The following is a 20458-nucleotide window of genomic DNA, read 5'->3' as shown; positions in this document are numbered from 1 at the left end:
TCCTCCAAGGAACAACAATTACAGAGTCAGGAAGCCGTCGTAGAGACCATAGGCAGCCACCAGGGCGCCAATGACTACCGCAGCGAAAATCAGCTTCTCGACGTTGGTGAAAATCGGTTTGCCCAGTTCATGCTTGGCCTTGGCGAACAGGATCGCGCCGGGGGCATAGAGCAGGGCGGACAACAGCAGGTACTTGGTGCCGCCGGCATAGAGCAGCCAGACCGCGTAGATCAGCGAAACCGCGCCGATGAACAGGTCTTTCCTGCGCTCTTTGAGGGCGTTTTCGTAGGTTTCGCCGCGCACCGCCAGCAGCAGCGCGTAGGCCGCCGACCACAGGTAAGGCACCAGGATCATCGAGGTGGCGAGGTAGATCAGCGACAGGTAGGTACTGGCGGAAAACAGCGTGATCACCAGGAATATCTGGACCATGGCGTTGGTCAGCCACAGGGCGTTGGCCGGCACGTGGTTGGCGTTTTCCTTGCGCAGGAACTCCGGCATGGTGTGGTCCTTGGCGGCGGCGAACATGATCTCCGCACACAGCAGCACCCACGACAGCAGCGCCCCCAGCAACGAGATGATCAAGCCGACGCTGATCAGCACCGCACCCCAGTGGCCCACCACATGTTCCAGCACGGCGGCCATCGACGGGTTCTGCAGCTTGGCCAATTCCGGTTGGGTCATGATGCCCAGGGACAGCACGTTCACCAGCATCAGGAACAACAGCACGGTGATAAAGCCGATAACGGTGGCCTTGCCGACGTCGCTGCGTTTTTCAGCACGGGCCGAGAAGATGCTCGCGCCTTCGATACCAATGAACACCCACACGGTGACCAGCATCATGTTGCGCACCTGGTTCATCACGCTGCCCAGGTCCGGGTTTTTCACGCCCCAGATGTCAGCGGTGAAGATATCCAGCTTGAACGCGAACACGGCGATCAATACGAACAGCACCAGCGGCACCACCTTGGCGACCGTGGTCACCAAGTTGATGAACGCCGCTTCCTTGATCCCGCGCAGCACCAGAAAATGCACGGCCCACAGCAAGACCGACGCGCCAATCACCGCCGCAGGCGTATTGCCTTCGCCGAAGATCGGGAAGAAGTAACCGAGGGTGCTGAACAGGAGGACGAAGTAACCGACGTTGCCCAGCCAGGCGCTGATCCAGTAACCCCAGGCAGACGAAAAGCCCATGTAGTCACCGAAGCCGGCCTTGGCGTAGGCGTAAACACCGCCGTCCAGATCAGGTTTGCGGTTGGCCAGGGTCTGGAAGACGAACGCCAGGGTCAGCATGCCCACGGCGGTAATTACCCAGCCGATCAATACCGCGCCAACATCGGCACTGGCCGCCATGTTTTGCGGCAGAGAGAAGATCCCGCCGCCAATCATTGAGCCGACGACAAGTGCAACCAGTGCACCCAATCGAAGTTTTCCGGGAGATTCAGACATTGCATAACTCCAATGCAGGAGAAGAGAGACCACAGAATAATTCCGTGTGCTAATCAAACAGCTGACTCAGATCACTTCATTGGCACATTCCATTGTGAATTAATGAGTTAGGAGGAAAGTCGCGAGCAATACCTCTCCCCCGCAAAGTCGCGTTCCAGAGCGATTTCTGCGGTTTTATTAATTATTTAGTCTGCCGTGTGGACGTTTGAAACTAGACCCTTTTACTGAATACGCAAGTTTTTCCAAAAGGCGACAATAAATGACCTGGAAACGACAAAGTAGTGGCCATATTTAAATTCTAAATACGTCTGAACTGGATAAACTGTCATGCCGTTGAGTTATGAGCGTGGCGGTTTTATCGCTGTCTTTAATAAACGCTACACTCGCTGACTTAATTAGTTGAGTTCAGGGTTGTCAGCTCAATTTTTATTCAGGAGTCTGCATGTCTCAACCGGCCCAGAAACTTCGGCTTGGCGCCCTGATTGCCCTGGTGGTGGGGTCGATGATCGGCGGCGGGATCTTCTCGTTGCCGCAGAACATGGCCGCGCGCGCCGAGGTGGGCGCGGTGTTGATCGGCTGGGCGATCACGGCCGTGGGCATGCTGACCCTGGCCTTCGTCTTCCAGACCCTGGCCAATCGCAAGCCGGAACTGGATTCCGGGGTGTACGCCTACGCCAAGGCGGGTTTCGGCGACTACATGGGCTTTTCCTCGGCCTGGGGTTACTGGATCAGCGCGTGGATGGGCAACGTCGGTTATTTCGTGTTGCTGTTCAGCACCCTGGGCTATTTTTTCCCGGTGTTCGGCCAAGGCAACACGCCGGTGGCCATCGGCTGCGCATCGTTGCTGCTATGGGCCGTGCACTTCCTGGTGCTGCGCGGGATCAAGGAAGCCGCGTTCATCAACCAGATCACCACCGTGGCCAAGCTGGTACCGCTGCTGATGTTCGTGGTCATCGCCGCCGTGGCGTTCAAGGCCGATATTTTCACGGCTGACATCTGGGGCCTGGGCAAGCCGCAATTCGGCAGTGTGGTGGACCAGGTGCGCAATATGATGCTGGTCACGGTATTTGTGTTTATCGGCATTGAAGGCGCCAGCGTTTATTCGGCGCGGGCCGAGAAGCGCGCGGACGTGGGGCGGGCCACGGTGATCGGCTTTCTTGGCGTGCTGTTGCTGCTGGTGCTGGTGAATGTGCTGTCCCTGGGCATCATGAGCCAGGCGGAGCTGGCCGGCCTGCAAAACCCGTCCCTGGCCGGTGTGCTCGAGCATATCGTCGGGCCCTGGGGCGCGGTACTGATCAGCATCGGCCTGGCGGTTTCATTGCTGGGCGCCTTGTTGTCCTGGGCGCTGCTCTGTGCCGAAATCCTCTACGCCACCGCCCATGACAAGACCATGCCGGCCTTCCTGAAGAAGGAAAACGCCAACCAGGTGCCGGTCAACGCCTTGTGGCTGACCAATGTGATGATCCAGGTCTTCCTGGTGATCACGCTGTTTTCCCACAGCACCTACACCACCCTGATTTACCTGGCGTCGTCGATGATTCTGGTGCCGTACCTGTGGTCGGCGGCGTATGCCGTGCTGTTGAGCGGGCGGGGTGAAACCTATGAAGGTGCCCACCGCCATCGCATCAAGGACTTGCTGGTGGGGTTGATCGCCCTGGGCTACGCCGTATGGTTGCTCTACGCCGGGGGGCTGAAATACCTGCTGTTGTCGGCGCTGTTGTATGCGCCAGGCGTGATCCTGTTCGCCCTGGCCAAGCGCGAACAGGGCCAGCCGTTGTTTACCCACGTAGAGAAAGGCATTTTCAGCTGCGTGATCGCCGGTGCAGGGCTGGCGGCGTATGGGTTGTACAGTGGGTTGTTGTCGTTGTGATGGGGTGAGGGGACTGGCCGCTATCGGGAGCAAGCCCCTTCCCACATTTTGAATATGTTCACCCATCAAAGTGTGGGAGGGGGCTTGCTCCCGATAGCGGCCGTCAAGTCACCATTGAGGCCTGTGCGAGCCCAATTCTCCAGCCGGCAAATCCCATTGCAATGGCGTTCCACCGATGGTCAGCGGGGGCAGCAGCCGATGGGCCTGGCCCCAGGCGGTCTGTTCGACGACCAGGCCTTGATCCCCTGGTTCTTCCTCTCGCAACGCAGGCTGCTCGGGCACTTGCCCCGCGTCCACCAGTAGCTTCGCCGTACGCGCCAACGACAACCGCGCCGAACCACCGCGCCCCGACCGCAACCGTTCGCCCAGCGCCTGAATCGCACTGGCTGCCATCAGGTACCCGGTCGCGTGATCCAGCGCCTGCAACGGCAGTGGCACCGGTTTATCCGCGTGTTTCCAGCGCATGCCCGCCGCGGCGATCCCGCTGCTCATCTGCACCAGGCTGTCGAAGCCCCGGCGATTACGCCACGGGCCGCTCCAGCCGTAGGCGTTGAGGCTGACGTCGATCAGGCCGGGGGCGATGTGTTGCAGTTCAGCGGCGGTGTAGCCCAGGTGCTCCAGGGCGTCAGCGCGGTAACCGTGGAACAGGATGTCGGCGTCCTTGAGCAACCTCTCGAAAATCAGCCGGCCTTCGGGCGTTTTCAGGTCCAGGCGCGCGCAACGTTTGCCCAGGGTCATTTCCGGGATTACGCCGGGTTCGTTCCAGGTGGGTGAGTCGATGCGCAGGACATCCGCGCCGAGGCCGGCAAGAAAACGACTGGCCACCGGGCCGGCCAGCACACGGGTCAAATCCAGCACCTTGAGGCCGGCCAGCGGGCGTGCCGGCGAGCCGCGCCAGGATTTATCGGTCGTGGTTTCGAAAGTCTGGCGTTGGACCAACGCCTCGGCGTTCACCGCCAACCCTTGCGGATGTTGCTGCCAGGCCTGCCATGTACGCATCTGCGCCGCGCAGCCACCGTGGTCGACAATCGCCTGTTCCAGTTCTGCGGCGTTCCACGCCGCGACCTTGCTGGCCATCTCGGCGCGGTCGGCGACCTTGCCCAGCACCCGTTCGGCGGCGGCACGGTGATGACGTGCGTTGGTATGCAGGCGAATCCAGCCGTCGGCGCTGGTGTAGTCGCCGGCCACCGGGTCCCACAGGGGCGGCACTTGCCAGCCCAGCGGGCGGATCGAGGAAGAAAACCAGAAGGAGGCGAGGCGTCGGTCCACACTCACGCTGGGTAAGCGCCCGGTCTGTTGCTGGATCAGTTGGGCGACGGCCTGCCCGGCGGCGCCGATGCTGGCACTGGCCAGTTCGGTGACGGCGTAGGTCGAGGGCAGGGCGCCCGCCTCGGTGAAGCTCAGCGGGGTGTGGGGTAGATCGAGTGCGGCTTGGATGGGAGTCAGCAGGTCAGTCATCAAAGGCCCTCCTTAAGAGAAGGGCCACTATAGAAGATCATCACACCGGCGTGACAACCCCTGGTACCAACGGCAGGTCGATGCTGGCGATAAAACCACCGGCTGGGTGATTGGCCAGGATCAGGCTGCCGCCGTGACGTTCGGCCGCGCGTCTGGCAATCGCCAGGCCCAGGCCGTGGCCTTGGGCCGTCTGGCCGGGAGCGCGGTAGAACGGTTCACCAAGTTGGCTCAAATGTTCGGCCTCCACACCGGGGCCATGGTCGCGCACGCTGATCACGATACGTTCGCCCCGGCGCTGGGCGTGCAAATCGATCGGTTGCCCCGGCGGGTTGAAGCGCTGGGCGTTGCGCAGCAGGTTATCCACAGCCCGTTCGATCATGGTCGGCCAGCCCTTCAGTTGCAGGTCCGGGTCGGTGCTCAGTTGCACCACTTGGTCCGGCGCGCTGAGTTGGGCGTCCTTTTGCAGGGTTTTGAGCAGTGGGATGAGGTCGACGTCTTCGGCGCTGGCATTGTCGGCATCGACGCGGGCCAGTACCAGGATCTCGCTGATCAGGGCTTCCAGGCGGTCGCATTCGCGGGTCAGGCGTGGCCAGAGTTTTTCCCGTTCTTCGGAGCTGGCGCGTTCGGCCAGGGCCAGGGCGATGCGCAGGCGGGCGAGGGGCGAGCGCAGTTCGTGGGACACATCGCGCAGCAATTGGCGCTGGCTGCCGATCAGGCTTTGCAGGCGGGCGCCCATGCGGTTGAAGTCGGTGGCGAGTACGCCGAATTCATCGCGACGGTTGGCCAGCTGCGCCAGGCTGTTTTGCTGGTAGGTGGCCTGGCCGAGGTCATGCACCGCACCGCGCAGGCGGCTTAAGGGGCGCGTGATGGACAGGGTGACGAACAGGCTGAACAAGGTCAGCACCACCAGTGCAATCACCAGCGCGCTCAACGGCCATGCCAGGCTGCTGCGATGCCATTCGTCGAGCTCCGGGTGCGGGATGCGGTAGATCAACAGGTACGTGTCGCCGGTCTTCTCGCTGGTGTACTCGGCGGTCAGGCGCCGCCAGGGCAGATGGCCTTCCTTGCTGTCGTTCTGACGGGCTTCGAAGGCGGCGGCGCGGCGCGGGAAGGTGCCGCGCACCACCGGCTCGCCGCTTTCGTTGAGCACTTGCACGTCGATGTGGTACTGGCGTTTGCGCTGTTGCAGCAGGTCTTGGGCAGCATCCTCGCCCTGGGCTTCGTAGAGTTGGGTCCACTCTTGCGCCAGGTTATTGAGGCCGGGGTGACGGCTGAGAATCCAGGCATCCTGGTTAAGCATGTGCCCAAGCAGGATCGACAGCCCGGCAACCAGGGCGATGGCCAGCCAGAAACTGGCCAGGATGCGCCAGAACAATGAACGCACAGGAAACCCTCAAACAGGAAAAGCCCAGTGGCGGGGGCCACTGGGCTGGGAGCGTTAACGCTGGAGCATTATTGCGCTTTTTGCGGCTGTTGCGCTTTCCAGGCTTGGAATTCCTTCCATTCGGCACGGCGCTGTTCTTGCTTCTTGACGATCTCGTCGAACTTCTTCTGTTGGTCGGGCTTGAGCACGGCACGGATGTCGGCCTGGGTTTTCTGCTTGCCGGCGGCGATTTCATCCTGCATGGCTTTCTGGTCGGCGGCCGGGAGCTTGTCCAGGTACTTTTTGACCAGGTCCTTGCGAGCGTGCCATTGGTCGCCCATCAGCTTGCCGATTTGCTCGCGTTGTTCGCGGCTCAGGTCCAGTTGGCTGAAGGGGCCGCCTTTGCCACGCGGACCGTGTTCACCGCCGTGGCCCGGGCCACCCATCATGTGACCTTCAGGGCCGCCCATCGGGCCTGGGCCTTCGGGCATAGCGGCCATGGCAACGGTCGGCAGGGCGGCGGCGAACATCAAAGCGATAAGGGTCTTGCGCATGGTGATTCTCCTGTCTCTATTCCGGCGAGTCCGGATGTGAGTAGATTACGGAGATCAAGGTCAGCGGCGGTCAGGTGTGGGTAAAGCTTGGGTAAAGTGGGTTTTGTTGCGAACTGACAAAACCCTGTAGGCGCGGTGGGGGTTAAAGGCTGTAGTAGTAGCCCCGGCTACGCAACGCCACGATCCGTGGCCGGCCATCCGGGTGCGGGCCGATCTTCTTGCGCAGGTTGCTGACGTGCATGTCCAGGCTGCGATCGTAAAGGGTCAGCTTGCGGCCCAGGGCGATCTGCGCCAGTTCCTGCTTGTCCAGTGGCTCGCCGGGCTGGCGCAATAAAGCTTCCAGCAGGCGGCTTTCGGAGACGGTGAGGGTGAATTCCTGCTCATCGATGCTGACCACGCCGCGCACCGGGCTGAAGCACAGGTCGCCCAGTTCCAGTTGGCTGGACACGGCGGCCGGGTGGCTGCGGCGCAATACCGCGCGCAGGCGGGCGGTAAGTTCGCGTGGGTCGCAGGGCTTGGCCAGGTAGTCGTCGGCGCCCAGTTCCAGGCCGAGGATGCGGTCCAGGGGTTCGCCCCGCGCCGAGAGCATCAGCACCGGCAACTCCGGGTGGTCGTTGCGCAATTGCTTGAGCAGCTCCAGGCCGCTGCCGTCGGGCAGCATCACGTCGAGCACCACCGCCGCCGGCGCGTTGTCGGCCAAGGCCTTGCGCGCGCTCAAGCCATCGTGGCAGGCGCGCACCTGGAAACCTTCCTGGCTCAGCCAACTGGTCAGCAGCTCGCAGAGCTCCTGGTCATCATCTATCAGTAACAGCTCGCTCATGACTCACTCAATTTAGCCATTGTCGACGACGACGGTGTCCACCGCTGGCGAAGATCCCGCACAGCAGGGCGATCAGTGCGACGGCCCCACCGGTGACGAACCATTGTTGCTGCTCGGTCAGCCATCGGGTCAAGGCGCCGCCCTGTGCATCTTTGAGTTGCTGGGCCAGGCGTTGGTTCTCCTGGCGAAGGCGACTCAATTGAGCGCTTTCGCGGGCAGCATCCGCGCTCTGCAGTTGCTTGCTCAGTTCTTCACGCTGCCGTTCGCTTTCTTTCAAGCGTTGCTGCAACTCGGTGATCTGGGCGCCGGCACTCAAGGACAGGGGCGTGGAACTGCCGGTGTTCGAGGTTTCTTCAGCGTGGGCCGTAGCCCCGATCATTAACACTGCCAACAGACACAACTGACGTAAGCGCATCGGAACTCCTGATTCCACACGAATATTCAGAACGTTGTCGGCAGGTTGCCGAAAATAATGAGCAATTAGGCGTGCGCCGCACTCAATAGGTTCGGCGCAACCAGGATCAGGGCAGGACTTGCTTGAAGGGTTTGATCACCACGTCGGCGTAGACACCGGCTGCGACATAGGGATCAGCCTTGGCCCAGGCCTGGGCGTCGGCCAGTGACGCGAACTCGGCGACGATCAGGCTACCGGTAAAACCGGCGTCGCCCGGGTCGTTGCTGTCCACGGCCGGATGCGGGCCGGCCAGCACAATGCGGCCTTCGGCTTGCAGCACCTTGAGGCGCTCCACGTGAGCCGGGCGTACGGACAGGCGTTTTTCCAACGAGTTGGCAACGTCGGTGGCAATGATGGCGTAGAGCATGTCAGTCCTCGGTTTTCGGCGTAGTAGGCTCGGTGTCATGCAGGTGGCGCGACAGGTAGATGCCCTGGGCGACCAGGAACAGCACGGTCATGCCCAGGCTGCCGAACACTTTGAAGTCGACCCAGTAGTCCTGGAAAGTAAACGCCACGAACAGGTTGGCGGCGCCGCAGAAGATGAAAAACGCGATCCAGGCCACGTTCAAGCGCGTCCACACCGGTTCCGGCAGGGTCAGCGCGTGGCCCATGATCCGCTTGATCAGCAGGCGATCACCGATGAAGTGGCTGCCGATGAACGCCAGGGCAAACAGCCAGTTCACCACCGGCGCTTTCCATTTAAGGAAGGTTTCGCTGTGGAAGGCCAGGGTCAGGCTGCCGAAGACCAGGCAGGCGACCAGGGTCAGCCACTGGCTTTTTTCCAGTTTGCGCTGGGAAATGAAGATGGCGCCGTAGACCACGACGGAGCTGATGATGAGCACGGCGGTGGCACTGTAGATGCCGCCGAAGGTCAGCTCATGGCCGGCCAGATCGATGACCCTGGGGTCGAGTTTGTAAACGATGAAAAACAGCAACAGCGGGATGAAGTCGATGAATTGTTTCACAGTAAGAGCCAGAAGCTGGATGTGGCGGCATAATAACAAACATCCTTGGTTGCGATAGCGCCAGCTGACTTGAGGTAACACACCCCCGTGAATGTTGATTTGCACTGCCACAGCACGGCCTCCGACGGCGCCCTGGCGCCCGCGGTACTGGTTGCGCGTGCGTTTGAAAAAGGCGTGCGAGTCCTCTCGTTGACCGACCACGACACCCTTGAAGGCCTCGACGAAGCCCGTACAACGGCCCATGCCCTGGGCATGCAGCTGGTCAACGGGGTGGAATTGTCCTGCACCTGGGGCGGCGCCACCATTCATGTGCTCGGCTACGGTTTTGATCAAAAGGCGCCGCCGTTGGTGGAGGCTATCGCGCAATTGCACGATGGCCGCTGGCTGCGGTCCGAAGAAATAAGCCGAAAACTCAGCCTCAAAGGCATGCCCAACGCCCTCGACGGCGCCCGCGCCATCCAGCAGGAACTGGGCGACAGCGGCAACGCGCCGGCCCGTCCGCACTTTGCCGACTGGATGGTGCGTGAAGGTTTTGTCAAAGACCGCGCCGAAGCTTTTCGCAAATGGCTGGGCGCCGGCAAGTTGGGCGATGTAAAGCAACATTGGCCGACCCTTGAAGACACCGTCGAGACCCTGCGGGCCTCCGGGGCCTGGGTCAGCCTGGCGCATCCCTGGCATTACGATTTCACCCGCAGCAAGCGTCGCAAGCTGATTGGCGACTATATTGGAGCGGGCGGGCATGCGATTGAAGTGGTCAACGGCTTTCAACCCGCCGAACAGGTGGGGAGCCTGTCGATCCTTGCCCGCGAATTTGGTCTGCTGGTCAGCGCCGGCAGTGATTTTCATGGCCCTGGCGGCTGGTCCGAGATCGGCGAGTACCGCGCGGTCCCGGAAGATTTGCCGCTGTTGTGGGGGAGATTCAAGCATGACCCCATTATTGCCACCGTCTGAACAGGTAGAACCCGTGAGTCAATTCTTCCAGATTCATCCGGAAAACCCCCAGGCGCGCCTGATCAAGCAGGCCGTAGAGATCATTCGCGCCGGCGGCGTGGTGATCTACCCAACCGATTCGTCCTACGCCATCGGTTGCCAGATCGGCGACAAGGGCGCAGTCGAACGTGTAAGACGCCTGCGTCAGCTGGATGACAAGCACAACTTTGCGCTGATCTGCAGCGACTTGTCCCAGTTGGGTCTGTTCGCCAAGGTCGACACCGGCACCTTCCGCCTGCTCAAGGCCCATACGCCCGGGCCCTACACCTTTATCCTCAACGCCACCCGCGAAGTGCCGCGCCTGCTGCTGCACCCGAAAAAACGCACCATCGGCCTGCGGGTGCCGGAGCATCCTATCGCCCTGGCGTTGTTGGCCGAGCTGGGTGAGCCGTTGATGAGTGTGTCGTTGATCATGCCCGGCGACACCGAGCCGCTGGAAGACCCATACGAAATGCGCCAATTGCTGGAAAAACAGGTCGACCTGATCATCGACGGCGGTTTCGGCGGCAACAAGGCCTCCACCGTGATCAACCTGGCCGACGGCGAACCTGAAGTGATCCGTGTCGGTTGCGGCGATCCTGCGCCCTTTATGGCTGAGGCCTGAATGTCAGCCGTGGAAACCGTCGACAGCCAGGCGGGCGCCCAGCAGGAACTGCCGTTTGCCATGGTCTATGGCCAGGCGGTGCTGGAAATGCCGCTGGACCTGTACATTCCGCCGGACGCCCTGGAAGTCTTCCTTGAGGCTTTCGAGGGGCCGTTGGACTTGCTGCTGTACCTGATCCGCAAACAGAACATCAACATCCTCGACATCCCGGTGGCGGAAATCACCCGCCAGTACATGGGCTATGTCGAGTTGATGCAGTCGGTACGCCTGGAACTGGCTGCCGAGTACCTGGTGATGGCCGCCATGCTCGCCGAGATCAAGTCGCGCATGCTGTTGCCGCGCGCGGAAACGGTCGAGGCCGAAGAGGACGACCCTCGCGCCGAACTGATCCGCCGCCTGCAAGAGTACGAACGCTTCAAGGCCGCCGCCGAAGGCATTGACGGCCTGAGCCGCGTGGGCCGCGACGTGGTGGTACCCAAGCTTGACGCCCCGGAAGCCCGCGCGCGCAAGCTGCTGCCGGACGTGAGCCTGGAAGAGTTGCTGATGTCCATGGCCGAGGTGCTGCGCCGGGGCGATATGTTCGAACACCACCAGGTCAGCCGCGAGGCCCTGTCCACCCGCGAGCGCATGAGCGATGTGCTCGAACGCCTCAAAGGCGGCGGGTTTGTGCCGTTCGTCGAGCTGTTCACGGCAGAAGAAGGGCGCCTGGGGGTGGTGGTGACCTTTATGGCGGTCCTCGAACTGGTCAAGGAATCCTTGGTCGAGCTGGTCCAGAATGAGCCTTTTGCGGCTATCCACGTGCGGGCGCGAGCCGAATAAAGAGCTGAATCGATGAATCTGACTGAACCCCGCGAACTGGCCCCGTTGCTGGAGGCCTTTCTCCTGGCCTCGGGTAAACCGCAATCCCTGGAGCGCCTGTTCGAACTGTTTGAGGAAGCCGAGCGCCCTGAACCGCCGGTGTTCAAGAAGGCGCTGGAAATTCTGCGCAAGTCCTGCGACGGCCGCGCCTTTGAACTGCGCGAGGTCGCGTCGGGTTATCGCCTGCAGATTCGTGAGAAGTTTTCCCCGTGGGTCGGCCGCCTCTGGGAAGAGCGCCCGCAGCGCTATTCACGGGCGATGCTGGAGACCATGGCGCTGATCGCCTATCGCCAGCCCATCACCCGTGGCGAAATCGAGGACGTGCGGGGCGTGGCGGTTAACAGTCATATCGTCAAGACGCTGCTGGAGCGCGAGTGGATCCGCATCGTCGGCTACCGCGACGTGCCCGGCAAACCGGCGATGTTCGCTACCACCAAGGTGTTCCTTGACCATTTCAACCTGAAGAACCTCGACGACCTGCCGCCGCTTGCCGAATTGCGCGAGATGGAAGCCGAGCCGGTGCTCGATTTCGACGACGCCCCGGTCCCGGCGAGCTTGCAGGAACTGGCCGACGCCACGGCCGAGCTGGAAGAGCCGAAGGACGAAACCAGTTTCCACACGTTGTTGCTGGAACTGGACGACATGGAGCAGGGCATCAAGACCGACTTTGACGACTTGCTGCGTGATGGTGCGGCCGAGCCGGAAGCCCAGGTGAGTGTTGAACCTGAGCCTGACGTCGAAGCCGAAGACGATGTCCTCGGCGTGGCCGAAGCTCGCGAAAAACTCCTGGCCGCCGTTGCCGCCCTCGAACAACCGCCCTTGAGTGACGAGGAAGACGAAGCCAGGGCACTGGCCGAGGCCATCGAGGCCGAACGCCGCCAGTTCGAAGACTGACGCTATCCCACATGGGGTCATGTGTTGCCCTGGGCACCACCGGTCGGCGGAAAAACCACTGACCCGGCGCTTATCGACTAGTCTCTGATGCGCAACGCGCGCCATGCGCGTATGATTCGCGACCCTTTGCCGACCTATTCGGCCAAAGCCCCGCTTTCAACACTCTTCAGGCCACGCCTGAATCGACCCACCGGGAGGTGCTTAAGATGAACGATAAAGACCAGAACGACAGCCAGGAAATCGGCCCTGCAGGCGAAAAGCTGCAAAAGGTGCTGGCGCGTATCGGCGTGGGCTCGCGCCGCGACGTCGAAGCCTGGATCACCCAGAAGCGCATCAAGGTCAACGGCGTCGAGGCCACCCTTGGCCAGCGCGTCGACCTGCACGATGCAATCACCATTGATGGCAAGGTCATCAAGCGTGAAGAGGCCGCCGAATCGGTGCGCCGCGTGATCATGTACAACAAGCCCGATGGCGAGATCTGCACCCGTGACGACCCGGAAGGCCGTCCGACCGTGTTCGACAAGATGCCCAAGCCCAAAGAAGGCCGCTGGATCAACATCGGTCGTCTCGACATCAACACCACTGGCTTGTTGATGTTCACCACCGACGGTGAACTGGCCAACCGCTTGATGCACCCGTCCTACGAGATGGACCGCGAATACGCCGTGCGTGTACGTGGTGAAGTCGATGACGAGATGATCGAACGCCTCAAGGCCGGCGTAGTGCTGGAAGACGGCCCGGCCAAGTTCACCGATATCAAGCAGGCGCCGGGCGGTGAAGGTTTCAACCACTGGTACCACTGCGTGGTGATGGAAGGCCGTAACCGTGAAGTGCGTCGCCTGTGGGAATCCCAGGGCCTGGTGGTCAGCCGCCTGAAGCGCGTGCGTTTTGGCCCGGTGTTCCTCAACTCCGACCTGCCAATGGGCCGCTGGCGCGAAATGAGTCAGTACGAAGTCGACATCCTCAGCGCCGAAGTCGGCCTGACGCCGGTCGCCATGCCGCAGATGAACGCCAAGAGCAAAGACAAGCTCGATCGTATGCAGCGTAAATCGTCGCGCCCTGTGGCCCGCACCGAACGCGTTGCCCGCACCCTGCGCCCGGCGCTGGATGCACCGGCTACCGGCGGGCGTATCTCGCGTCAGCCGCACATCGAAGGCGAGCGTCGCCCAACCGCGCCATCGCGTCAGGAAGGCGAGCGTGCTCCCCGCACCCCGCGCCCGGCCGGTCGTGGCGAAGCGCCAAGCGGTGGTCGCAGCAACCGTGGTGACGCCGGTCGCGGTGCTCCGGCATCCGATCACCCAGCCGACAGCGCCAACACCAAGCGCCCAGCCAAGCCCGCGCCGAAAAAGCGTCCAGGCTTGAAGTTGGTCGCGGACGAGCCATCGGGCAAGCGCCGTGGCGCACCGGCCGGTTCGGGTCAGCGTCCTGGTTTTGGTCGTAAGAAGCCACAGTGATGTTTTAAACACTGCATAAAAAAACGCCAACTGTCGAAGTTGGCGTTTTTTTTTGAGCTGGATTTACGTCTGAGTGCCCAGGTGGATCTTCATTCGCCGAGGGATTGTTGTGCGCCCCGGGCTAAACAGTTACCACCGGCTTTGGTGGAGAGGGCACTAGATTGGGCCTCGTACTCACTTTTGCTACGAGGCTATTTCCATGGATATTCGCATCAATCATCGCCACATGACCCGCGGCCAGAAAGACGTTCTTATCCAGGCCATCCTATTGCTGAAAAACGACGTCGAGAGTGTCCTGCGTCCCGGACGCCAAAAACGCTATGACGATTACGTACAGGTTCACCGCAGCGCCATGGGTGGTCCGGGTGCTTTCATGCCGATGCCGCACCGCTCGCCGTTGTTTTTCCCCTGGCACCGTGTATTCCTGCGCCAGTTCGAGCAGGATTTGCAACGCGCCGTCAGCGATTCCTCCCTCACCCTGCCGTTTTGGGATTGGTCGTTGGAGGGCCCAAGTAATCCGTTCACTCCTGGCTTTTTGGGCGGCAATGGCGACAGTGCTCAAGACCAGCGTATTACGTCGGGTCCATTTGCCTTACAGGGTGGCCGCTTTGAAGTTCGTCTATGGGACCTGGAATTGGGCGATTCGGGCTTGCGCCGGGAACTGGGCACAGAGCCCGGCGCGCACTTGCCGGACTCCGAGCAAGTGCTAAGCGCGCTGTCCAAGACACCTTATGGGCCAGGGCCGGACAGTTGGGTCAATTATTGCGAAGGCATGCTGCATGATCCTGTGCACCGTTGGGTGGGCGGTAACATGTCGCTGCCCACCTCGCCCAACGATCCGGTGTTTTTCCTGCACCACTGTTACCTTGATCTGTTGTGGGAACGCTGGAAGCGCCAGCATCCGAGCTCTGCGGCGTACTATCCGGTAAGCGGCGTACCAGGGTTGGATCGTGAGGCCACGCTGGTTTTCCACGCGCCGGGCGATTCCGCGCCTTGGCCGGGGACTTGGACCGTTGACCAGGTGATCAGCTCTGAAGCGCTGGACTACACCTACGGTCTATTTACCTCGATAACCACCTGCGCGCCGGTGCCACCCGTTTGTGATGTGCTCACGTAACATTCTTCAACCTGCTCGGCATCGAAAGTGCTGGCTCGCGATAGAGGTGTTCTCGGCTTAAGAGGCACCGTTATCGCGAGCAAACCGCACATTTGGACCCCATTGCTTTCAAGGTCGATGTTCAGAACGCAAAGGTGCCGTCAAAGACGGGTTTGTCATCCAACGCCAACACCCCGCTGGCAAAGATCAGGTCCAGGTGATGACTGCCTTTCTGCCCGCCACCCAAGCCCAGGTGCAAGCCGCAATGGCGCTCCTCGAACCCGGCATTGCGCGCATACAGGTCCTTCACCCCTTCATTGGTGCCAATCCCCAGCTCCTCCACCCGGCGGTTGGACGGGTTGGCATTCAGGTATTTGTTGAAGTCGTCGGCCAGTCCCGGGACGTCACTGGCCACGCTGCAGATGGTTGAGTTCTCGATCCACAGTTCCAGCGGTGACTGCAGCACGCCGTACTTGCGTGCGAAGGGGATGGTGCTGAGAAAGGTGCCGACAAACCGCACCTGGCCATTGATGGCCTCGCTGTGGGTGGCGATTTCGCCGGGGGCCAGGTCGTGGTTGCCGATGCCGTTGATATTGGTCCACTTCTTGATGCTGCTCATGGGCGCCTGCAGGCGTGAGCCGTGTTTGTCGGTAAAGCTCAGTACAGCGGCTTGGGACATGCGCCGGATCAGCGTGGCGTTGAGGTCGGCGATGCGCTGCGGCTCGACGCTGAAGGTGTCGTAGAAATAGTCGCCGTAATCCTTGAACAGCAGGGATTTCTTCCAGTGTTCGGCCATCACGCCTTGCAGGGCACGGATAAAGTCCGGACCCTCGGCGCGCGGGTTGGGCAGGGTGGAGGAGTCGTAGAGGAACAGGTACAGGTCGCAGGCTTCGATGGCCTGCGCCAGGCGGTCGCTGTCGGCCATGTCCAGGCGCTGCACCTGGAAGTTGAAACGGGCGGCGCTGCTCTGGGTGATCGCCTGGGCGATGGCGTCGTAGCGCTCGGTGTGGCCCAGCAGCACGGTGGGGCAGCTCAGGCCGCTGAGGGCCGGATGGTGTGCAAGGTAGTAGAGAAAGTGTTCAACGGCGCGGGCCTTGTCCATGACGTGTGTCCTTGTGTGCCTTGGGTAAGGAGGCAGGTGCCGTGCACAGCACCTGCCGAATACGTGCCGGGTGTCAGAAAGGCCACATCGCCGTGCCAAAGGGCACAACGGCATCGGCTTGCATCATTTCAACGGCGGCCTCGTGGGTCGGCGCTTCAAACCAATCGTCGAGTTGCAGTTCGGTTTCCAGGTCGTTTTCCAGTACTTGCATGGTGTATCTCCTAGAGGACGTTGTTTGAGAACGGCTTGCCAGCGGGCTTCGCTGGGCAAGTGAAAGAACCTAGGTGAGAGTGTTTGGGAATGCAAAAATTTTATTGACACGGTCTCATTTGGATTTTTTCTTCTGTTTTTTCGCCAGCTTTTTTTCTTCAGGAAATACAGCGAGCTGGCGTCGCTAATGTTGATGAATTTTCCTACCGCCATTTTTTCAAAAACTTACAGCTGTAACGCCGATTTTCCATGCTGTAACGATTAATTTACGACTAGCTCGCGGCCTGATTGGCCTATTTACCACTGTAAGGAATACCTGACAGATCGTCGCACGCGCTCCGCGGGTACGGCTTCAAGCTGTCGAGCGGTGTACAATGCGCCGCGTTTTACTGTGACCCCCTTGCGTAACCACGCAAAAGGCCAAGACCTCAGGGTTTACCCACCCTGATCACTCCGCCTGGCCACGAGCCCGGCGGGTTCGATTTCGTCACAGATAAAAACAAACAGGTGACGCATGACCGTTAGAAAGACGCTGTACTCCTGGTGCCTGCGCTGGGGTTTGAGCGGCGCTGCTTGAGTCGGTAATTCAAGGCAGCAACCTGCATTCAACATCATCAAACCTTGCGTGAGACCCTTTTCATGAGTGAACCCCATTCCTCTTCAGGCGAGCTGAAACGCGGCCTGAAAAATCGGCATATCCAGTTGATCGCCCTCGGTGGCGCCATCGGCACCGGCCTGTTCCTGGGCTCTGCCGGCGTGCTCAAATCCGCCGGCCCGTCGATGATCCTGGGTTATGCCATCTGCGGCTTCATTGCCTTCATGATCATGCGCCAGCTCGGCGAAATGATCGTCGAAGAGCCGGTCGCCGGTTCCTTCAGCCACTTTGCCCACAAGTACTGGGGCGGTTTCGCCGGCTTCCTGTCGGGCTGGAACTGCTGGATCCTGTACATCCTGGTGGGCATGTCCGAGCTGACGGCCGTTGGCAAATACGTGCACTACTGGTGGCCGGAGATCCCGACCTGGGTCTCGGCGGCGGCGTTCTTCGTGTTGATCAACCTGATCAACCTGGCCAACGTCAAAGTCTTTGGTGAAGCCGAGTTCTGGTTCGCCATCATCAAGGTAGTGGCCATCGTCGGCATGATCGCCCTGGGCAGTTACCTGCTGGTCAGCGGCAGCGGCGGCCCACAAGCCTCGGTGAGCAACCTGTGGGAACACGGCGGGTTCTTTCCCCATGGCGTGGGCGGCTTGGTGATGGCCATGGCGATCATCATGTTCTCCTTTGGCGGCCTGGAAATGCTCGGCTTTACCGCCGCCGAAGCCGACCAGCCACGCACCGTGATCCCCAAGGCGATCAACCAGGTGATCTACCGCATCCTGATCTTCTACATCGGCGCCCTGGTCGTGCTGTTGTCGCTGACGCCATGGGACAGCTTGCTTGCCACCCTCAACGCCTCCGGCGATGCCTACAGTGGCAGCCCGTTCGTGCAGGTGTTCTCCATGCTGGGCAGCAACACTGCCGCGCATATCCTCAACTTCGTGGTGTTGACGGCGGCGTTGTCGGTGTACAACAGCGGCACCTACTGCAACAGCCGCATGCTGCTGGGCATGGCCGAGCAGGGTGATGCGCCCAAGGCGCTGGCCAAGATCGACAAGCGCGGCGTGCCAGTGCGTTCGATCCTCGCTTCGGCGGCGGTTACGCTGGTGGCGGTGTTGATGAACTACTTCATCCCGCAACACGCCCTGGAACTGCTGATGTCCCTGGTAGTGGCCACGCTGGTGATCAACTGGGCGATGATCAGCTTCTCCCACTTCAAGTTCCGCCAGCACATGAACCGCACCGGCCAGGTGCCTTTGTTCAAGGCGTTGTGGTACCCGTACGGCAACTATGTGTGCCTGGCGTTCGTGGTGTTTATCCTGGTGATCATGCTGATGATTCCGGGGATCCAGGTGTCGGTGTACGCGATCCCGGTGTGGGTGGCGTTTATGGCGGTGTGTTACGGGATCAAGAACAAGCGCAGTGCTGACGCCGCGTTGAGCGCAGCGAGTGCGGGTTCAAAGGCACCGTGATTGCCAAGGCCCAGGCGTCGATGTTGTTGTCCCGGTCGGGCTTATCCGTTGCCTGAGGTTTTTGATTGATGCTGGTAATTTCCAATAACGCACACCTGCCCGACGCCGAAATCGAGTTGACCGCCATCCGCGCCCAGGGCGCCGGCGGGCAGAACGTCAACAAGGTGTCGAGCGCGGTGCACCTGCGGTTTGATATTCCGGCGTCGTCGCTGCCGGCGTTCTACAAGGAGCGACTGCTGGCACTGCGTGACAGTCGTATCACCAGCGAAGGCGTGCTGGTGCTCAAGGCCCAGCAGTACCGGACCCAGGAACAGAACCGTGCTGATGCGCTGGAGCGGCTGGTGGAGCTGATCCTCAGTGCCACCAAGGTCGAGAAGAAACGCCGCCCGACCAAACCCACCCTGGGCTCGAAAAAACGTCGCCTGGAATCCAAGACCAAGCGCGGCAGCATCAAGGCCGGGCGCGGCAAAGTCGACTTTTAGGCGTCGCGCGCTGCACGGGCCAGGGGTGCTTGCCGGTACAGGTACACACTCAGCAGCAAACCGCCAAGGGCGGCGAGGGCGGCGAACAGGAAGATCGAGGCAAAGCCGAAGCCTGCCGCCACGGCCCCCGCCAGCGGCCCGGTAATGCCCAGTGACAAGTCGATAAACAACGAGTAAGCCCCCACCGCCGAACCTCGGCTGGACGCCGGCACCAGATTGACCGCCTCCACCCCCAGCGCCGGAAACACCAGGGAAAAGCCGAAGCCGCTCAACGCCGCGCCGGCCAGGGCCAGGTTGGCGTCTGGCGCCAACCACAGCAACAGCAGGCCGAGGATCTCCACCGACAGGCACGCGATCGCCACGCGAAAGCCGCCGATGCGGTTGATCAAGTTGCCGAACAGCAGGCGCGCACCGATAAAGCTGGCACCGAACAGGCTCAATGCCCACACCGCGTTATCCCAATGCTGAGTGGTGTAATACAGGGTGATAAAGGTGGCGATGGTGCCAAAGCCGATGGAGCCCAGGGCCAGCGCGCAGCCGTGGGGCAACACCCGGCCCAGCACATTCATGAACGGCAGGCGCACGCCGGCGACGATGGGGGCGGCCACTTTGTTCCAGGCCAGCAACACGCCTACTACTGCCAGCAGGATAATGCTGACACCCATGCTCCACAGTCCGAAATTCTTCACCAGCAGCACGCCCAGCGGCGCACCGACCGCCAGCGCGCCGTAACTGGCGATGCCGTTCCACGAAATGACCTTGGCGGTATTGGCCGCGCCCACCCGGCCAATGCCCCAGCCGATGGCACCTGAGCCCACCAGGCTTTCTGCGCTGCCCAGTACCAATCGACCGATGAGCAGGCTGACCAGGCTGACGGCCGGCAAGCTTGAAAACCACGCCGCAAGCAACATGAACACGCCGCTCACGCCGCAGCCCACCAGGCCGATCAGCACCGCACGCTTGCTGCCCAGGTTATCGATGATTTTGCCGGCATACGGACGGCTCAACAGCGTGGCCAGGTACTGCACGCTGATCACCAGCCCGGCGATCACCGCGCCGTAGCCCAGTTCGCTGTGGACATAGCCCGGCAATACGGCCAGGGGAATGCCGATATTCAGGTAGCCGATAAAGGTGAACAACACGATGGAAACAACTTGCAGCGTTACCGCCAGGGGGCGCTGGGTATCGGGCATGGGAGAGGTCCACTGTCGCAGCAGGTAAAGATAGGCTGCTAATGATACCGGGGCTTAGGCGTGCGCAGGGCGGTAAAACGCAAAAACGTCAGATCAAAAAGACGTCAGGCTTGAAGGGGAGGCGAGTAATTGGGTGGTGACCAGGGCGGCCAGGGCGTTTTCCTGGGTGCCGAAGCGCTTGAGCAGCAAGGCTTGTTTGTCCGCGCTGAGGCGGTTCCACACTTCGACCATCTGCAGGGCGGTGTCGAGTACGGCGGTGTCCGGGAGGGTGTCTGTCATGGCGGGGACCTCGGGGTGATTCAGGCAGTGTGGAAAGCGTTCAAAGGTACGCTTTCCACACGGTCTGGTACGGCGTCAGTCCTGGCTCTTGCTGTCGACTGGTTTTGCTTCTTTGGCCTCAGGCTGCTTCGCGCTGGCCTGCTGCGGTGTTGGCTGCTCAGTTTCGTGCAGGCTTGGGAAGGGGAGATTAGGTATCTCGTGCATCGTCGTCGCTCCTCGCAAAGTCTGTTTTTTCAATCGCAGGTGATTCCGCGCTCTCAAAAAGCCTTGGCAGGATACAGCACTGTAAATGACAAAAA

At 61.1% G+C, this 20458-nt stretch carries 21 protein-coding genes; 9 read left to right on the top strand and 12 right to left on the bottom strand.

All coding sequences use genetic code 11. From position 1 onward, the window contains the following. Nucleotides 1–18: 18 nt before the first annotated feature. Nucleotides 19–1446: an arginine-ornithine antiporter gene (gene arcD, locus FBY10_RS24130; protein WP_131697880.1), complete on the bottom strand. Its 1428-nt coding sequence runs from the start codon at nucleotides 1444–1446 to the stop codon at nucleotides 19–21. A 442-nt stretch (nucleotides 1447–1888) separates the two neighbouring features. Between arcD (FBY10_RS24130) and arcD (FBY10_RS24125) the strand changes: the two genes are divergently transcribed. Next, a complete protein-coding gene (arcD, locus tag FBY10_RS24125; RefSeq protein WP_145337870.1) occupies nucleotides 1889–3316 on the top strand; it encodes an arginine-ornithine antiporter in 1428 nt (475 codons plus the stop codon). Between the two features lie 108 nt (nucleotides 3317–3424). On the opposite strand, the gene FBY10_RS24120 is transcribed toward arcD (FBY10_RS24125), so the two are convergent. The 7 genes from FBY10_RS24120 to FBY10_RS24090 all read right to left on the bottom strand — a co-directional run bounded on the left by FBY10_RS24120 (nucleotide 3425) and on the right by FBY10_RS24090 (nucleotide 8930). Next, entirely contained in the window at nucleotides 3425–4774 is a 1350-nt protein-coding gene (locus tag FBY10_RS24120; protein ID WP_145337871.1) for a CoA transferase, read from the bottom strand. Nucleotides 4775–4814: 40 nt separating this feature from the next. Beyond that, the gene (locus FBY10_RS24115; protein ID WP_145337872.1) at nucleotides 4815–6158 is read right to left on the bottom strand and encodes a HAMP domain-containing sensor histidine kinase; all 1344 of its coding nucleotides are present in this window, start codon (nucleotides 6156–6158) and stop codon (nucleotides 4815–4817) included. Between the two features lie 68 nt (nucleotides 6159–6226). Further along, nucleotides 6227–6691, bottom strand: a complete 465-nt coding sequence (locus FBY10_RS24110) for an LTXXQ domain protein (protein ID WP_053135934.1) — start codon at nucleotides 6689–6691, stop codon at nucleotides 6227–6229. Between the two features lie 142 nt (nucleotides 6692–6833). After that, nucleotides 6834–7511 (bottom strand): response regulator transcription factor, encoded by a 678-nt coding sequence (locus tag FBY10_RS24105; protein WP_131697875.1) that lies wholly within the window; start codon nucleotides 7509–7511, stop codon nucleotides 6834–6836. A gap of 7 nt (nucleotides 7512–7518) precedes the next feature. Beyond that, a complete protein-coding gene (locus FBY10_RS24100) occupies nucleotides 7519–7926 on the bottom strand; it encodes a translation initiation factor 2 (RefSeq protein WP_131697874.1) in 408 nt (135 codons plus the stop codon). 106 nt (nucleotides 7927–8032) lie between these two features. Next, nucleotides 8033–8332 carry a YciI family protein gene (locus tag FBY10_RS24095; protein WP_027605568.1) on the bottom strand — a complete coding sequence of 100 codons (300 nt, stop codon included), beginning with the start codon at nucleotides 8330–8332 and terminating at the stop codon, nucleotides 8033–8035. A 1-nt stretch (nucleotide 8333) separates the two neighbouring features. Next, nucleotides 8334–8930, bottom strand: coding sequence for a septation protein A (locus tag FBY10_RS24090; RefSeq protein ID WP_090400540.1), 597 nt, complete (start codon nucleotides 8928–8930; stop codon nucleotides 8334–8336). Nucleotides 8931–9017: 87 nt separating this feature from the next. Here FBY10_RS24090 and FBY10_RS24085 point away from each other — a divergent pair, with 87 nt between their 5' ends. The 6 genes from FBY10_RS24085 to FBY10_RS24060 all read left to right on the top strand — a co-directional run bounded on the left by FBY10_RS24085 (nucleotide 9018) and on the right by FBY10_RS24060 (nucleotide 14847). After that, a complete protein-coding gene (locus FBY10_RS24085; protein ID WP_027605570.1) occupies nucleotides 9018–9881 on the top strand; it encodes a PHP domain-containing protein in 864 nt (287 codons plus the stop codon). A gap of 13 nt (nucleotides 9882–9894) precedes the next feature. Beyond that, on the top strand, nucleotides 9895–10524 hold the full coding sequence (locus FBY10_RS24080; protein WP_027605571.1) for an L-threonylcarbamoyladenylate synthase: 630 nt from the start codon (nucleotides 9895–9897) through the stop codon (nucleotides 10522–10524). A 120-nt stretch (nucleotides 10525–10644) separates the two neighbouring features. After that, nucleotides 10645–11343 (top strand): ScpA family protein, encoded by a 699-nt coding sequence (locus FBY10_RS24075; RefSeq protein WP_169898658.1) that lies wholly within the window; start codon nucleotides 10645–10647, stop codon nucleotides 11341–11343. A 12-nt stretch (nucleotides 11344–11355) separates the two neighbouring features. Then, a complete protein-coding gene (gene scpB, locus FBY10_RS24070) occupies nucleotides 11356–12276 on the top strand; it encodes an SMC-Scp complex subunit ScpB (RefSeq protein ID WP_131697873.1) in 921 nt (306 codons plus the stop codon). Nucleotides 12277–12482: 206 nt separating this feature from the next. After that, complete coding sequence (rluB, locus tag FBY10_RS24065) at nucleotides 12483–13730, top strand: 23S rRNA pseudouridine(2605) synthase RluB (protein ID WP_092488924.1); 1248 nt, start codon at nucleotides 12483–12485, stop codon at nucleotides 13728–13730. A 199-nt stretch (nucleotides 13731–13929) separates the two neighbouring features. After that, a complete protein-coding gene (locus FBY10_RS24060; protein ID WP_131697872.1) occupies nucleotides 13930–14847 on the top strand; it encodes a tyrosinase family protein in 918 nt (305 codons plus the stop codon). A 121-nt stretch (nucleotides 14848–14968) separates the two neighbouring features. On the opposite strand, the gene FBY10_RS24055 is transcribed toward FBY10_RS24060, so the two are convergent. Then, entirely contained in the window at nucleotides 14969–15928 is a 960-nt protein-coding gene (locus FBY10_RS24055; protein WP_145337873.1) for a leucyl aminopeptidase, read from the bottom strand. A 73-nt stretch (nucleotides 15929–16001) separates the two neighbouring features. Then, on the bottom strand, nucleotides 16002–16139 hold the full coding sequence (locus tag FBY10_RS31575; RefSeq protein ID WP_034100099.1) for a hypothetical protein: 138 nt from the start codon (nucleotides 16137–16139) through the stop codon (nucleotides 16002–16004). 638 nt (nucleotides 16140–16777) lie between these two features. Between FBY10_RS31575 and FBY10_RS24050 the strand changes: the two genes are divergently transcribed. Both FBY10_RS24050 and arfB read left to right on the top strand, forming a co-directional pair. Further along, entirely contained in the window at nucleotides 16778–18205 is a 1428-nt protein-coding gene (locus FBY10_RS24050) for an amino acid permease (protein WP_145337874.1), read from the top strand. 68 nt (nucleotides 18206–18273) lie between these two features. Continuing rightward, nucleotides 18274–18687 (top strand): alternative ribosome rescue aminoacyl-tRNA hydrolase ArfB, encoded by a 414-nt coding sequence (gene arfB, locus FBY10_RS24045; protein ID WP_145337875.1) that lies wholly within the window; start codon nucleotides 18274–18276, stop codon nucleotides 18685–18687. On the opposite strand, the gene FBY10_RS24040 is transcribed toward arfB, so the two are convergent. Both FBY10_RS24040 and FBY10_RS24035 read right to left on the bottom strand, forming a co-directional pair. Next, a complete protein-coding gene (locus tag FBY10_RS24040) occupies nucleotides 18684–19880 on the bottom strand; it encodes an MFS transporter (protein WP_131697869.1) in 1197 nt (398 codons plus the stop codon). The genes arfB and FBY10_RS24040 overlap by 4 nt on opposite strands. Before the next feature lie 93 nt (nucleotides 19881–19973). After that, a complete protein-coding gene (locus FBY10_RS24035) occupies nucleotides 19974–20159 on the bottom strand; it encodes a hypothetical protein (protein ID WP_131697868.1) in 186 nt (61 codons plus the stop codon). Nucleotides 20160–20458: the final 299 nt, after the last annotated feature.

This window comes from Pseudomonas sp. SJZ103, assembly GCF_007828335.1.
GTDB lineage: Bacteria > Pseudomonadota > Gammaproteobacteria > Pseudomonadales > Pseudomonadaceae > Aquipseudomonas.
The sequence above is the reverse complement of the archived record's forward strand: the minus strand, read 5'-3'. Positions and strand labels throughout refer to the sequence as shown.

What these genes read in the sequence shown, in the direction of transcription:
- rluB (WP_092488924.1), top strand. Translation starts at nt 12,483, where the DNA reads ATGAACGATAAAGACCAGAACGACAGCCAGGAAATCGGCCCTGCAGGC.
- FBY10_RS24110 (WP_053135934.1), bottom strand. Translation starts at nt 6,691, where the DNA reads ATGCGCAAGACCCTTATCGCTTTGATGTTCGCCGCCGCCCTGCCGACC.
- FBY10_RS24055 (WP_145337873.1), bottom strand. Translation starts at nt 15,928, where the DNA reads ATGGACAAGGCCCGCGCCGTTGAACACTTTCTCTACTACCTTGCACAC.
- FBY10_RS24120 (WP_145337871.1), bottom strand. Translation starts at nt 4,774, where the DNA reads ATGACTGACCTGCTGACTCCCATCCAAGCCGCACTCGATCTACCCCAC.
- FBY10_RS24050 (WP_145337874.1), top strand. Translation starts at nt 16,778, where the DNA reads ATGAGTGAACCCCATTCCTCTTCAGGCGAGCTGAAACGCGGCCTGAAA.
- arfB (WP_145337875.1), top strand. Translation starts at nt 18,274, where the DNA reads ATGCTGGTAATTTCCAATAACGCACACCTGCCCGACGCCGAAATCGAG.
- FBY10_RS24105 (WP_131697875.1), bottom strand. Translation starts at nt 7,511, where the DNA reads ATGAGCGAGCTGTTACTGATAGATGATGACCAGGAGCTCTGCGAGCTG.
- arcD (WP_145337870.1), top strand. Translation starts at nt 1,889, where the DNA reads ATGTCTCAACCGGCCCAGAAACTTCGGCTTGGCGCCCTGATTGCCCTG.
- FBY10_RS24060 (WP_131697872.1), top strand. Translation starts at nt 13,930, where the DNA reads ATGGATATTCGCATCAATCATCGCCACATGACCCGCGGCCAGAAAGAC.
- FBY10_RS31575 (WP_034100099.1), bottom strand. Translation starts at nt 16,139, where the DNA reads ATGCAAGTACTGGAAAACGACCTGGAAACCGAACTGCAACTCGACGAT.
- FBY10_RS24095 (WP_027605568.1), bottom strand. Translation starts at nt 8,332, where the DNA reads ATGCTCTACGCCATCATTGCCACCGACGTTGCCAACTCGTTGGAAAAA.
- scpB (WP_131697873.1), top strand. Translation starts at nt 11,356, where the DNA reads ATGAATCTGACTGAACCCCGCGAACTGGCCCCGTTGCTGGAGGCCTTT.
- FBY10_RS24040 (WP_131697869.1), bottom strand. Translation starts at nt 19,880, where the DNA reads ATGCCCGATACCCAGCGCCCCCTGGCGGTAACGCTGCAAGTTGTTTCC.
- FBY10_RS24035 (WP_131697868.1), bottom strand. Translation starts at nt 20,159, where the DNA reads ATGACAGACACCCTCCCGGACACCGCCGTACTCGACACCGCCCTGCAG.
- FBY10_RS24100 (WP_131697874.1), bottom strand. Translation starts at nt 7,926, where the DNA reads ATGCGCTTACGTCAGTTGTGTCTGTTGGCAGTGTTAATGATCGGGGCT.
- arcD (WP_131697880.1), bottom strand. Translation starts at nt 1,446, where the DNA reads ATGTCTGAATCTCCCGGAAAACTTCGATTGGGTGCACTGGTTGCACTT.